The sequence below is a fragment of the Mucilaginibacter aquariorum genome (genome assembly GCF_024498135.1).
Taxonomy (GTDB): domain Bacteria; phylum Bacteroidota; class Bacteroidia; order Sphingobacteriales; family Sphingobacteriaceae; genus Mucilaginibacter; species Mucilaginibacter aquariorum.
This window is the reverse complement of sequence record NZ_JANHOH010000004.1, coordinates 52704-66180: the sequence shown is the minus strand read 5'-3', so window position 1 is coordinate 66180 and position 13477 is coordinate 52704. Positions and strand designations below refer to the sequence as shown.

The window sequence follows — 13477 nt, the reverse complement described above, 5'->3', positions numbered from 1 at the left end:
TTTGCGGTCGTAAAAAACTTCATTTTAATAACATAATGAGAGAAATACAATTCAGGGAAGCGCTAAGAGAAGCCATGCAGGAAGAAATGCGCAAGGATGAAAACATATACCTAATGGGTGAAGAAGTTGCCGAATATAACGGTGCTTATAAAGTAAGCCAGGGTATGCTTGATGAATTCAGTGCGAAACGTGTAATTGATACGCCTATCTCTGAATTGGGCTTTGCGGGTATCGGTATAGGTTCGGCCATGAATGGTTTAAAACCTATTATTGAGTTCATGACCTTCAATTTTTCGTTGGTTGCTATTGACCAGATCATTAACGGCGCTGCCAAGATCATGTCAATGAGTGGTGGCCAGTTTTCTGTGCCGATTGTTTTCCGCGGCCCAACGGGTAACGCGGGTATGCTAAGCTCACAGCACAGCCAATGTTTCGAAAACTGGTATGCAAACTGCCCGGGCTTAAAGGTAATTGTTCCATCAAACCCTTATGATGCTAAAGGCTTATTAAAATCAGCTATACTTGACCCGGATCCGGTTATCTTCATGGAATCTGAATTAATGTATGGCGATAAAGGCGAAGTGCCAGAAGAAACATACTATATTGAAATAGGTAAAGCAAACGTAACTAAAGAAGGCAGCGATGTAACTTTAGTTGGTTTTGGTAAAATAATGAAAGTGGTTAACGCTGCTGCTGCCGAACTTGAAAAAGAAGGTATCCACGCAGAAGTTATCGACTTACGTACCGTTCGCCCTATTGATTATGATACCGTTATCAACTCTGTTAAAAAAACAAACCGTTTGGTAATTGTTGAAGAAAGCTGGCCTTTAGGTTCAATAGCTACCGAAATTGCGTTTAAAGTACAAAAAGACGCGTTTGATTACCTGGATGCTCCTATCCTGCGTATTATGGGTGGCGATGTTCCGTTGCCATATGCACCAACTTTAATACAAGAGTACCTGCCAAACCCGGAAAGGGTAATTAAAGCAGTTAAAGAAGTAATGTACGTTACTAAGTAATTTTAGTAACCTTAGATACTGTAAAGCCTCCTGATAATCAGGAGGCTTTTTTGTTTTAACTCGTACTCTCCCGCGCGTCATTGCGAGGTACGAAGCAATCTCTTTAAGCAAATCCTTCATGCAAGGTGTACAACTGTCCTAAAGAGATTGCTTCGTACCTCGCAATGACGTGGTTTGATGACTTGGCTGGTCAGCCACAATAAAACTGCGGCCAAGAGGCCTCGTAATACTCGCCAGGAGACGGCCGATGTAGTAATTTTTTTGATTTATCAATGCAAGTCCTATCTTTACCTAAATATTTAGTTATGAAAAAGGCGTCCTTAATATTGCTGTTACTCAGCTGCTCGGTTATCGTTTTCGGTCAGTCAAAAATAGATTCGGCACTTTACAAAAAGCTGGGTGCTATGTTTAAAGAAGATCAAAAATGGCGCATAGAATCTGCTAAACTTTATAACAATCAAAAATCCGATTATGATCGGGCAACCGTTGATAAAAACTGGGCCATAGCCGATAAACTTAACCAGGACGAGGCCAAAAACATCCTGACTAAGTATGGATACCCTGGTTATTCGTTAGTTGGCGAGAGTGGCAGCAGTAAGTTTTGGGCAATAGTACAGCATTGCGATGACGACATCCCTTTTCAGCAAAAGGTGTTATTACTGATGAAAAAGGAAGTAGACCGAAAGAATGCATCAGGCGAGGATTATGCATACCTGAAAGACCGTGTATTAACCAATCTTGGGCAGAAACAATTATACGGCACGCAAGGTATCCTCAACCCAAAAACTAAAAAATGGGCACCTTTACCCATCATTAACCCAACAGAGGTGGAAGCGCGCAGAAAGGCAATGGGCATGATATCGTTAAAACAGTATATAAAGGAAATAAACACCGGTAATTAATTTATCTGTGTAGCTTTGCGCCTATGGCAGAATCAAACGTAAAAGACAGCAACGGTAATATCCTTAACGATGGCGATAGCGTAACACTGATAAAAAGCTTAAAAGTAAAAGGCGGCGGTGTAACTCTAAAGCAAGGCACGCTTGTAAAAAAGATCCGTTTAACCGACGATGACGAGGAAGTTGATTGTAAGATTGACGGTATGAGCATTGTACTGAAAACCGCTTTCCTGAAAAAGAGATAATTTGTCTTAGAATCGTCTTAATTTTAAATTGGCACACTTTAGCCGCTAACCAGCGTTTTGTACAAAAACAAATTATATGAGCGCGATACTCCACGTACTTAATGGCGATGCTACTTTAAACAGCTTTGAGCAAGCAAACATTGGTGGCGATATAATAGTTTGGCGTGAGGTTTTATCTGAAGGCCCGGTATCTGAAAACATAGAATCAGCCGCTTTCTGGCAGGAACGCGCTGCCTGGATCACCAAAACTTTTAACGAAACGCCCGAACGCTATCAAGATAGTATGGTGGCGCAATTGGAAAAATTTAGTCAGCCGTATGACGAAATTAACCTATGGTTTGAATTTGACTTGCATTGCCAGGTAAACCTACTTGGTGTTATGATGCTGTTTTCCCAGAAAACCAACCTATCGGGCCCGGCGATTTATTTAATATGCCCTGCAGATTATCCCGGCGTAAGTGATTTTCGCGGGATGGGCGAATTGAATGGCGAACAACTGGAATACCTGTATGACAACATTAGGGTACAGTTGGGCGAATATGATTTTGAACTGGCTACCGAAGCTTGGGACCTATACATTCGCTGCAACGCAGAACGTATCCAGCAATGGTTAAACGAGACGCATTTTTGGGCTAATATGACCCGCCTTAAGCCCGCAATGGAAGCACATTTAAAGCGCCTGCAGGTGGACACTGACGGCTTAAACTACATACACCAAAAGCTTCTCGGCATTTATAATAACGGCGCACATAGCAGACCCGAGATCTATACCGCCTTTTGGTCCGATGAAAAAATATATGGCATGGGCGATACAGAGTTAGATATTTACCTTGATCACCTTAACACGCGCAACCTTATCAATTTATAACACATGCTACGGTAATGGCAATGTTGCCGCCATGGTTGGCGTTCGGTCGCTCTCGTTCTTTAATCTATCCAGCGCGGTTACCACATAAAAATAGGTTTGCCCCGGCTTTACATTGCTATCCATATAAAAGGCAGTAGTATCGTATTGTATATGCAGTATATTCTTAGGATCGCCCAGATCAAACTTTTCACTTTCCTGGAAACGGTATATCACATACCCATAAACATCTTCGCTATCACTTGCGGGTAAAGGGGCTTGCCATTTCAACATCACACCCCTGTTTTCGGCCCGGGCTACAAAATTTTGCGGCGCGTTAGGCGGGATAGAGTCCAGCCAAATCATTGGCGGTGGCAACGCCGGGTATCTGTAAAAGTCCTTTTTTAGGGTATCTGCCAAATGATTAGCATTTGCCATTAAAGATTGCGACCTGAAATAAACGCTGCCCTGTGCACGCGGGTTAGCCCGTATCAGGCGTATCTGGTTTGGTATTTCTGATGGATTTTTAAATGAAGGGCTCCGCTGTTCGTAAAAGCGGTATGGGCCCTGGCCAATGTATAAATGCCGGTTGTAAGTGTTATTACTCCACCAGTTAAGCAAGGTATCAAATGCGGCAACCCGGTTACCAATTTGCCAGTATATTTGCGGGTTTATATAATCTATCCATCCTTCTTGCATCCATTTGCGGGTATCGGCAAAATTTTCGATGTATGACGATCCACCATTGGTTTCAGAACCATCAGGGTGTTGGCTTTTATTGGCCCATATCCCAAACGGACTAATCCCAAACTTCATGTGCGGCTTATATTTGTGGATACTATCGGCAAGCATGTGTACCAGTTTATCAACGTTATCGCGTCGCCAATCTTTAATATTATCAAAGTCCCCTCCGTATTGGGCAAAAGTTTCAGCATCATTTATTACTTGCCCTCTAACCGGATATGGATAAAAGTAATCATCCATATGAATGCCGTCTACATCATAATTTTTTACCACATCCAGTATCACCTGCACAATGTATTCGCGCACTTCCGGCAAACCAGGGTTGAATAACTTTATCCCCTCATAAACAAAGAACCATTCGGGTTTGGTGCGGGTAATGTGGTTTGGCGCAAGGGTAGAAAACTTATTATCAAAAGTAGCACGGTAGGGGTTGAACCAGGCATGCAGCTCCATACCGCGTTTATGAGCTTCGGTAGTTGCAAACTCTAACGGGTCGTAATCCGGGGCTTGCCCTTGTTTGCCGGTTAGGTACTTTGACCAGGGTTCGCGGCTTTTGGCATAAAATGCATCGGCAGCAGGCCTAACCTGGAACATCACCGCGTTAATACCCGTTTGTTGATGAAAATTTAACTGGTCAGTTAGGTCTTTCTTCTGGCTTTCGGCCGATGCCTTTGCATTGGTTGGCCAGTCGAGGTTTACTACTGTTGCTATCCATACCCCGCGAAACTCCCGTTTAGGTTCGGGTTTGATAACCTCTTCTGGTGTAACTGTTTGCGCTATTGAAAGGGAATATATTATTGAAAAGAAAATAGTAGTAAACAGATATTTTAATAATTGCATTAAGCGGATATTTTATTTTTAAAGCCTCAAAGATATAAACTCATAACTAAGCTGTTTTAGTATTAGTATAATAATTACGCCTATTTTGTGTTTTAATCATATTGTATTTATTTTAGCCCGCGTTATATAAGTGCAAACAAGGTCGTTTAACTTTCGTTATGTTAGTTATTTACTTATATTTATTTAGATATTACAAAGAAAGATACCATTTGCAGGTTATCGGCCTGTTAAATTATCGTAACCTTTAACTATTTACTATGGAATACCAACCAGTGGAGAATCAACCAGGACAAGCACCTAAAAAAAATTCGAACGTAATTTACTTTTTGATTGCTGTTGTGGTTGCATTATTAGGTACCGATGTTTATCTGTACACACAAAAGAACAAGTCTGATATAAAGGTAGTTTACCAGAACGATGAAAAAACACGGCTACAAACCGAACTGGATAGCCTTGAAGCGCAAATAGAGCAGGTTAATGCAGGCAGAGCAAAAATGTCTGTAGCAATGCAAGCTAAAAACGATTCGTTACGCTTAAAAATACGGGTGTTAAGAAGCGAGCTAGCTAAAGGAAAACTAACTGTTGCCGAACTAACTAAAGCACAGGAAGATATTAAACAACTACGGTACTTTGTAACCAAATATACCGCCGATATTGAGGAACTCAAAAAACAAAATACTACGCTTGCCACTGAGCGTGACACTTTAAAAACCAATTTGGCCACCGTTAGCCAAAAAGCTACCGACCTTGAACAAAAGAACCAGGAGCTGGATACTAAAGTTAAAGTTGCTTCGGCTATTAAAGTGGGCAGTGCTGATGTGGTTGCCTATAAAGTAAAAAACAGCGGTAAAGAAAGCGACGTAACCAAGGCTAAACAGGCTCAAAAAATTAAGATAAACTTTACTGTCGCAAGTAATGCGGTTGCCGAAAAAGGCCTGCATGATATATATGTACGCATTATTGACCCAACTGGTAACCTAATAACACAAACAGATTCGGGCACATTTAACGCTGATAGCCAGGACCTGCAGTACACCTACAAAACATCAATTGATTTTAGGGACGATGGCAGCGGTTATACTATTGACTGGGTAAACCCTTCGCCATTCCAAAAAGGCACCTATACTGTACTTTTATACGCCGATGGTTTTACAATGGGCAAAACAAGCATAACGCTCAAATAAAAAGTCATCAGGATATATGAAAGCCCCGGTTGTTTTACAACCGGGGCTTTTTGTTAGCTTATTATTTAGTGTTACCGTGGCTCCTCTCTCCGTGCGTCAATTGCGAGGTATGAAGCAATGACGGGTTGATAAAAGTGCCATATCTGTACCTTACATTGTTTCTGTGTTATCAGCAGGAAAGCTTAAATAGAAAATAGTACCTACGCCAATAGTAGTTTCAAACCATACCTTGCCATTGGCGTTTTCAATAGAGTTTTTAACGAAGGCCAGCCCCAAACCCGTGCCCGAGCTTTTTGTGGTGAAGTTTGGCTCAAATATTTTTTCGCGCATCCCTTCGGGGATACCGTTGCCGTTATCTTTAATGGTAAGCAGGATGCTCCTGGTAGTGATCAGATAATCAATATCTATTATACAACCTTTATCAGGCGGGGTAGCCTCTATAGCGTTTTTAAGCAAGTTGTTAAAACATCTTAGTAGTTGGTCGCGGTCGGCACTTACAAAGAATGGGTTTGCGGGTGATTTAAAAGTAATGGTTACATTATCCATTTGTTTAAAAATGGTAACCGCCTGGCCAAGCACTTCAAAAATATCCATCCGCTCTATACGGGTATCCGGCATTTTGGCAAAAGCCGAAAACTCCGATGCAATAGACGAAAGGCTTTCTATCTGCTCAACAAATGATTTACTAAACCGCTCAAACTTTTGGTCGAATTTGGGATCCTTATCTTTCCACGACTTGTCAAGTAGCTGTAAACCCAATTTTAATGGGGTTAGCGGGTTTTTAATTTCATGCGCTACCTGCTTAGCCATTTCTCGCCATGCGGTCTCACGTTCAGACTGGGCGAGCTTTTGGGCACTGTTCTCCAGCGCTGCTATCATATTATTATATTCTTTTACCAGTGCGCCTATTTCGTCGTTACGCTCCCATTTAATAGGCTCGTTCTTTTTACCATATATGGTTTTACTTAAGTTATACTGTATAAAATTAAGGGGGGCGGTTATTTGGCGGGCTATGATCACTGCAAACAAGCCAATAGCTATAAATACCAGCGCGTAAACATTTATCATAATATTTAATAACGAGCCTATGCGCTCGGTATAATCGGCAGCATTAGCAAAATAAGGCAGCTGCAGGTAGGCAATAGTTTCGTGCTTTACATTTCTAATAGGCGTATAGGCTGCTTTATAGGTTAACAAACCTATCTTTTCCTCATTCACCACTTCAGACTTTTGCATGCCATCTAACCAAATAAACGCCTTACTATTCATTTGCCGGCAAAGCAGGCCATAATCGTAAATTTTAGGTTGGGTAGAGATCAATACATTGCCATTAAGGTTATACAAGGTAAGATCGGCCGAATAGGTATTGGCCAATTCATCAAAGCTTATTTTACTATCCTCGGTAATATTTTTTATATAATTATTGATTGGGCCTGCTTCAAAAGCAATGGCTATCTGCATTATTTTTGATCGGATAAGCTTATCCTGATGTACCTGGTATTGGGTACTTATAGATACAAATGTGATTATCCCAACCAATATAAGGGTTATAACAACCGCGAATATCATTGAAAACTGGATGCGTGTTTTATATAGTATCCTATCAAAACTTATTTTAAAACTCCATTTGATACGATTGTTGCTTACGTTAAATATTTTTACGCGGATCCATATCGTCCGTATTAATAGTATTATGGCGCTAAATGCCAACAGTACAACAAAAAAGAAGGTTAGTGCTGTAACATTTGATAACAATACATTGTTTTCCTGACTTACAACGATCAGATTACGCTTGGATGGCTTATATAGTAAATGGCTGTATGTTGTAAATTTAGCGGCAAAGCCCTGCTTTGGGCCTTCTGTGGTTTGAACTGTATATTTTTTAAGTTCTCCTTTAAACTCGCTGTTTCTAATACTATAAACATACGTACCGCTTTGGCCTATAAGTGTGTTATCTGTATAAAAAGCGAAAGAATAATTTTTAAACTCTTCGGTGCTTCCTTTTACTTCCTTATCAACTAACAGATCAGGAAAAGTCCCAGCGGCAAGCAATGGTTTAGATTTTAGTTCAATAACTATGGTGCCTAACTTTTTTGCACCATCCATTACAGGCAGTATGGCAAAGTAACTTTGAAAGCCAAATGATTCGTTTTGGCGGTAAAAATAATCTGATACCTTATATGAGCTATACACCACCATGTCTTTAAAAACATCAAGTGTATAATTCTTGTCGACAGATATGGGTTGATCTAACGTATTATACTCATGTACCTGAAACTCATATTTCGATAAATATCTGTCAAAATAAAGCTTTTGTAAACGTGTTTCCAGATAATCAGCAGTATGATCGGTATTCTTATAATACGCTACCAACAGCGGGTCAACAATGATCTGCTTCTCTATTCTTTTAAATATCACATCAGCAGTGGCATCATCCGGAACTTCCAGCCGTTGTATCAAAACCTTTCTTAACTCCTGCTCTTTTATTGCCTCAAAATGGTTGAGTTTAATAGATGCTATAATGGCGCAGATAAATACTATAGCAATATAGGAAGTGGCTGTAAATTTTCTATCGTTATATAAAAAGGCATAGCCCCTTATAATAACCAGCACCATCCAAAGCAGATAAAATAAGCTAAATTCCCAATAGTATGTTACTACGCATGTAGCTGTTATTATACTTAAAACAAACAACAGTGCCTGCTGTACTATAGGGATATCAAGCTTAAAGCAAATGGTGAGTATTACTTCGTTAAGTAAAAAAAACATCATGAAGCTAAAGCAAAGCATTAGCACACCAAGTAAACTAAAACCCGAAAGGTTAAGCACATTGTTTACATCAAAGCTGATCTTAGAGTTAATTACCAGGCCATAAAAAACCCTTAGCAGGCTGGTTGACGTGATAATAAGCAGGAGTAAACAGCCCGCAAAAATTAAATAACTTACTATTTTTCCCGGTACATTTTTAATGAGCTTATTACGATGTGCATAGGCAAAAACAACAAACCAACATATGACCAATATATTTATGCAAAAATCGCCTAGTGAGCGAAATAGTGAAGACGACGCATATAACTGGGGACTAAACAGCGAAAGGTCGTGTGTAAAATAGGGCCACCCGTAATGTAAATTTATGAACCTAAAAATCACAATAAATCCTGCCAAAAACAGTAATGCCCCCCACGTGTAATTTTTGCGGGCCAAATAAAGGGCTACATTATTTATAAGCAGGAAAAGGGTGAAGATCGCTAAAAGCCAAAAACCAATAACAAAATAAAAAAAGCGGTGATTAACCCCTTTTACCAGCTTTAAAGAAAACAAATACACGTTATTAACGTCGTGCACCGCGTAAACATTCTTATCAGTAAAGTCAGCTATGGCTATGTTATCGTCAATAGTAAGATCTTTGGCGAATACATTTTCCAGATAGTCATTTGTAAATGGATAATTAGTTTTTACCGGGATAAAAAATACGACCGAAATGTTTCCCTCAGTTTTTTTGATGGTTTCGTAATACCCATTAGTTTGCTTTATAAAAGAGCAACCTTCTTTTAATTTAGCAGCATTCTGGGGTATGACCCTTACACCGGTCCAAAAGTCAAGTACACCGTTTTTATAAACAAGTATCCAAATACCATTTTTTGTAGTGTACTCGTCTATATAAGCCAAGCCTTTGGCAGGTGTATTGCGCAGTTGCTTTATTTCATTAAAAACCTGTTTGTTGTTAATGGCACTATAAACATTTGCCTCCTTAGCATGCAGGTTGTTCTCTAACAACTTTGCCGTTTGGATTAAGTTATTTGCAGGCGTGTACGTACTTTCAACAACAATTGCTGTAAATAACAAACTGGCAAATAATAGAACCAGTAATACACGTATTTTTCCGGCTGTGCTCAATTTGTTAAATCTACTAAATCATGATAAAAGTAAAGCCATCATTATTATGATGGCCTATAATTATTCTATTACAGCGCTTGCCGTAGGGATATCGCGATTAACCTTTTTTACAAGGCCTTGCAATACCTTTCCGGGGCCAACTTCGGTAAACGATGAGGCACCGTCCCTAAGCATTTGCTCAACAGTTTGTGTCCAGCGTACCGGGCCTGTTAGCTGAGCTATAAGGTTATGTTTTATGTGCTCAATATCAGTATAAGGTTTGGCGTCAATGTTTTGATATACCGGGCAAATTGGTTCTTTAAACTCTGTATTTACAATGGCTGCTTCCAGTTCAACACGGGCAGCTTCCATTAACGGCGAGTGAAAAGCGCCACCAACATTCAGCTTTAAAGCGCGTTTGGCACCAGCTTCGGTCATTTTTATGCAGGCCGCATCAACACCGGCAACAGTACCTGATATTACCAATTGACCGGGACAATTATAGTTTGCCGGTACAACAACATCTGTTAACCGCTGGCAAATATCTTCTACCGTGAAATCATCAAGCCCTAAAATAGCGGCCATTGCTCCCGGTTGTATCTCGCAGGCTTTTTGCATGGCATTTGCACGGGCGGCAACTAAACGCAATCCGTCTTCAAATGATAAAGCACCTGTTGCTACCAGTGATGAAAACTCGCCCAGTGAGTGGCCGGCAACCATATCTGGTGCAAAATCATCCCCTAAAACTTTAGCTAATATTACCGAGTGCAGGAAAATAGCAGGCTGGGTTACATTGGTTTGTTTAAGATCTTCTTCGGTACCATCAAACATGATATCTGTAATACGGAAACCTAATATTTCATTGGCCTGTTCAAATAACTCACGTGCCAGTTCATTTTGCTCGTAAAGGTCTTTACCCATACCCGGGAATTGGGCACCCTGCCCTGGAAAAATGTATGCTTTCATTTAGTTGTAATATTTTTAGGTGACGGAGCGAGGTTGTCGGAGCGTTTCGCACCTTTCACTTCGCTCCTCGCACTAACTTAAATTCGAAGAAATTAAATTTAAAAATTCTGTTCTGGTTTGGCCTTTTAAAAACTCGCCGGTAAATGCCGATGTGGTAGTTACCGAATTTTGCTTTTGTACACCACGCATGCTCATGCACAGGTGCCGACACTCAATTACCACGCCAACTCCTATCGGGTTAAGGGTTTCCTGGATACAATCGCGTATTTCGTTGGTTAAACGCTCCTGTACCTGCAAGCGGCGGGCAAACGCATCTACTATACGCGGAATTTTGCTCAGCCCTACAACATATCCGTTAGGGATGTAGGCAATATGTGCTTTGCCAAAAAATGGCAGCATGTGATGCTCACACATCGAGTAAACTTCTATATCTTTCACAATCACCATCTGGCTGTACTCTTCCTTAAACATCGCCGAGTTAAGGATCTCTTTCGCATCCAGATCATAGCCATGGGTAAGATAAAGCATTGCTTTGGCAATGCGCTCGGGGGTTTTCAGCAAACCTTCGCGTTCGGTGTTCTCACCTATATGTTTTAAAACTTCAAGGTAATTGGCAGATAGGCTTTGTATCAGTTCGGGATTGTAACGGTCAATTTTCAGGTAGCCATTAATGCCCTCGTCCCTGTCAGGAATGTTGTGGTCGTTGATCATGGGTTAGGTTTATCCGCCAAAGTATTCGGCAGAGTTATTTTCTGTTTCGTACAATTTTACCGAGTGCAAAAACACACCCGGATAAGCTTCAATCGGGGCCTTAAGCTGGTTGAATATGCCAATGCAAAGCAACTCGGTAGATGCCATAATACCCGACATAAAATCAACATCCATATTGATGTTCTTATGATCGAGTTTTTCAATTACATACTCGTTTATGATCACCTTAAGCTCTTTAAGGTCAATAAGGTAGCCTGTGGCGTGGGTAACCTCGCCTTTTACTGTTACAAATAAATTGTAATTATGGCCGTGCCAGTTAGGGTTGGCACATTTGCCAAATACTTCCTGGTTTTTCTCTGCGCTCCATTCTTCGCGGTACATGCGGTGTGCTGCGTTAAAATGTTCTTTGCGCGTAATGTGTATCATCATAGCAATTAATGGTGCAAATATACAAAACAAAAACAGGCGAGTTGTTTTATCTTAGCTGTCAAAAAATAGCATTTATGCGAATATTATTCGTAGCAGCAACGGAATTTGAGGTAGAAAGCCTGTTTAGGAGCGGAGATAAAGGAGCGAAGAGTCAGGAGAAAACGCACTTCTCCCGTCTCTCCCCGCACCATTCTCTATTAATAACCGGTGTAGGCATGGTAGCAACAGCCTATGCACTGGGCCGCGAACTGGCAAAAAACCAATATGACCTGGTTATAAACCTTGGCATCGCGGGCAGCTTTGACCGCAGCATTGCCCTTGGCGATATGGTAGAAATTACGGAAGATACCCTTGCGGAGTTAGGCGCTGAAGATGATGAGGCATTTTTACCTATTACGCAAATGGGCTTCGGCGAAAGCACATTTAAAGCAACCGAAAGCCTCAGCAATGTTTATAAAACAGCTAACCTTAAACAAGCCACGGCTATAACGGTAAATACAGTTCATGGCAATGAGGCATCTATCAAAAAAGTGCAGGTACGTTTAAACGCGCAAGTAGAGAGTATGGAAGGGGCTGCATTTTTCTATGCTTGCCGCGAAGCTGGGGTGCCTTGTATTCAGATCAGGGCAGTGTCAAATTACGTGGAAAAACGTAACCGGGACAACTGGCAGATAGGGCTTGCCGTTAAAAATCTAAATACATTTGCTGCTGCTTTAATAGTAGAGTTACAAAAACTACCATGAAACTAACTATCGGCTTTTCGCCTTGCCCTAACGATACTTTTATCTTCGACGCACTGATCCATCATAAAATTGACACCGAAGGCCTGGATTTTGAAGTGTTTTATGACGATGTAGAAACCTTAAATCAAAAGGCTTTTCGGGGCGAACTGGATATTACCAAACTAAGTTACCACGCCTTTGCCTACGCGGTAGATAAATACATTTTGCTTGATGCGGGTAGTGCTTTGGGTTTTGGTGTTGGCCCATTGCTGATATGCAAAGGGAATGCGGCAGAGCTGAAAACAAAACTTGAAACCGGCGACCCGAATCTTAAAATTGGTATACCGGGCAAATACACTACCGCTAACTTCTTACTAAGCCTGGCTTTCCCGGATGCTATTAGTAAGCAGGAATTAGTTTTCTCGGATATTGAGAACGCTGTTCTTGATGGCCGGGTTGATGTTGGTTTGATCATCCACGAAAACCGTTTTACTTACCAGGACAAGGGCCTACACAAAATAATTGACCTGGGCGATTATTGGGAGAAGCGTACAGGTTGCGCCATCCCGTTGGGCGGCATTGTGGCTAACCGCAATTTACCGTTGGATGTTCAGCATAAAATAAATCGTGTTATTAAACGCTCGGTAGAGTTTGCCTTTGCCAACCCCAAATCGGGCTTGGAATATATTCGCTCACATGCCCAGGAAATGAGTGAAGAGGTGATGTATAAACACATCGAACTATACGTAAATAAATTCTCTGTTGATTTGGGTGTGGAAGGTAAAAAGGCGGTTAAGCTATTGTTTGATACGGCGCTTGGAAAAGGCATTATCCCGCAGATAAGCGAGGATTTGTTTTTGAATGCGTATTCTTAAAAACGAATTGTCATCCTGAACGACAGTGAAGGATCTATTAGTAAACTGTGCATAGCAACGAGTAGATGCTTTGCTATAGCTCTCCATGACAATTGTTAGTAAATGGCATGAGAAGTGTTCACG

The 13477-nt window shown here is 40.9% G+C and carries 12 protein-coding genes; 7 read left to right on the top strand and 5 right to left on the bottom strand.

Features of this window, described 5'->3' with window-relative positions:
* Positions 1 to 35: 35 nt before the first annotated feature.
* The 4 genes from NPE20_RS16830 (at position 36) to NPE20_RS16815 (ending at position 3031) form a co-directional block, all read left to right on the top strand.
* Entirely contained in the window at positions 36 to 1019 is a 984-nt protein-coding gene (locus NPE20_RS16830) for a pyruvate dehydrogenase complex E1 component subunit beta (RefSeq protein ID WP_256539848.1), read from the top strand.
* 305 nt (positions 1020 to 1324) lie between these two features.
* Positions 1325 to 1921: a DUF6624 domain-containing protein gene (locus NPE20_RS16825; RefSeq protein ID WP_256539847.1), complete on the top strand. Its 597-nt coding sequence runs from the start codon at positions 1325 to 1327 to the stop codon at positions 1919 to 1921.
* 23 nt (positions 1922 to 1944) lie between these two features.
* Entirely contained in the window at positions 1945 to 2163 is a 219-nt protein-coding gene (locus tag NPE20_RS16820; protein WP_290427212.1) for a zinc ribbon domain-containing protein YjdM, read from the top strand.
* 76 nt (positions 2164 to 2239) lie between these two features.
* Positions 2240 to 3031: a DUF1835 domain-containing protein gene (locus NPE20_RS16815; RefSeq protein ID WP_256539846.1), complete on the top strand. Its 792-nt coding sequence runs from the start codon at positions 2240 to 2242 to the stop codon at positions 3029 to 3031.
* A gap of 6 nt (positions 3032 to 3037) precedes the next feature.
* Here the strand turns inward: NPE20_RS16815 and NPE20_RS16810 are convergent, their stop codons facing one another.
* Positions 3038 to 4591 (bottom strand): glycoside hydrolase family 10-like protein, encoded by a 1554-nt coding sequence (locus NPE20_RS16810; RefSeq protein WP_256539845.1) that lies wholly within the window; start codon positions 4589 to 4591, stop codon positions 3038 to 3040.
* Positions 4592 to 4848: 257 nt separating this feature from the next.
* Here NPE20_RS16810 and NPE20_RS16805 point away from each other — a divergent pair, with 257 nt between their 5' ends.
* Positions 4849 to 5775, top strand: a complete 927-nt coding sequence (locus NPE20_RS16805) for a DUF8428 domain-containing protein (protein WP_256539844.1) — start codon at positions 4849 to 4851, stop codon at positions 5773 to 5775.
* Positions 5776 to 5925: 150 nt separating this feature from the next.
* On the opposite strand, the gene NPE20_RS16800 is transcribed toward NPE20_RS16805, so the two are convergent.
* From NPE20_RS16800 to NPE20_RS16785, 4 genes are all read right to left on the bottom strand, one after another.
* Positions 5926 to 9672, bottom strand: coding sequence for an ATP-binding protein (locus NPE20_RS16800; RefSeq protein WP_256539843.1), 3747 nt, complete (start codon positions 9670 to 9672; stop codon positions 5926 to 5928).
* A gap of 60 nt (positions 9673 to 9732) precedes the next feature.
* Complete coding sequence (gene fabD, locus NPE20_RS16795; RefSeq protein WP_256539842.1) at positions 9733 to 10617, bottom strand: ACP S-malonyltransferase; 885 nt, start codon at positions 10615 to 10617, stop codon at positions 9733 to 9735.
* Positions 10618 to 10689: 72 nt separating this feature from the next.
* Complete coding sequence (folE, locus tag NPE20_RS16790) at positions 10690 to 11328, bottom strand: GTP cyclohydrolase I FolE (RefSeq protein ID WP_256539841.1); 639 nt, start codon at positions 11326 to 11328, stop codon at positions 10690 to 10692.
* 9 nt (positions 11329 to 11337) lie between these two features.
* Positions 11338 to 11754: a 6-pyruvoyl trahydropterin synthase family protein gene (locus NPE20_RS16785; protein WP_256540030.1), complete on the bottom strand. Its 417-nt coding sequence runs from the start codon at positions 11752 to 11754 to the stop codon at positions 11338 to 11340.
* A gap of 77 nt (positions 11755 to 11831) precedes the next feature.
* On the opposite strand from NPE20_RS16785, the gene mqnB reads away from it, so the two are divergent.
* Complete coding sequence (gene mqnB, locus NPE20_RS16780; protein WP_256539840.1) at positions 11832 to 12500, top strand: futalosine hydrolase; 669 nt, start codon at positions 11832 to 11834, stop codon at positions 12498 to 12500.
* The gene (locus NPE20_RS16775; RefSeq protein ID WP_256539839.1) at positions 12497 to 13354 is read left to right on the top strand and encodes a menaquinone biosynthesis family protein; all 858 of its coding nucleotides are present in this window, start codon (positions 12497 to 12499) and stop codon (positions 13352 to 13354) included. The genes mqnB and NPE20_RS16775 overlap by 4 nt, the downstream gene beginning before the upstream one ends.
* Positions 13355 to 13477: the final 123 nt, after the last annotated feature.

Coding starts and splice junctions, on each gene's coding strand:
- NPE20_RS16830 (WP_256539848.1), top strand. CDS start 36: ATGAGAGAAATACAATTCAGGGAAGCGCTAAGAGAAGCCATGCAGGAA.
- NPE20_RS16825 (WP_256539847.1), top strand. CDS start 1,325: ATGAAAAAGGCGTCCTTAATATTGCTGTTACTCAGCTGCTCGGTTATC.
- NPE20_RS16820 (WP_290427212.1), top strand. CDS start 1,945: ATGGCAGAATCAAACGTAAAAGACAGCAACGGTAATATCCTTAACGAT.
- NPE20_RS16815 (WP_256539846.1), top strand. CDS start 2,240: ATGAGCGCGATACTCCACGTACTTAATGGCGATGCTACTTTAAACAGC.
- NPE20_RS16810 (WP_256539845.1), bottom strand. CDS start 4,591: ATGCAATTATTAAAATATCTGTTTACTACTATTTTCTTTTCAATAATA.
- NPE20_RS16805 (WP_256539844.1), top strand. CDS start 4,849: ATGGAATACCAACCAGTGGAGAATCAACCAGGACAAGCACCTAAAAAA.
- fabD (WP_256539842.1), bottom strand. CDS start 10,617: ATGAAAGCATACATTTTTCCAGGGCAGGGTGCCCAATTCCCGGGTATG.
- folE (WP_256539841.1), bottom strand. CDS start 11,328: ATGATCAACGACCACAACATTCCTGACAGGGACGAGGGCATTAATGGC.
- NPE20_RS16785 (WP_256540030.1), bottom strand. CDS start 11,754: ATGATACACATTACGCGCAAAGAACATTTTAACGCAGCACACCGCATG.
- mqnB (WP_256539840.1), top strand. CDS start 11,832: ATGCGAATATTATTCGTAGCAGCAACGGAATTTGAGGTAGAAAGCCTG.
- NPE20_RS16775 (WP_256539839.1), top strand. CDS start 12,497: ATGAAACTAACTATCGGCTTTTCGCCTTGCCCTAACGATACTTTTATC.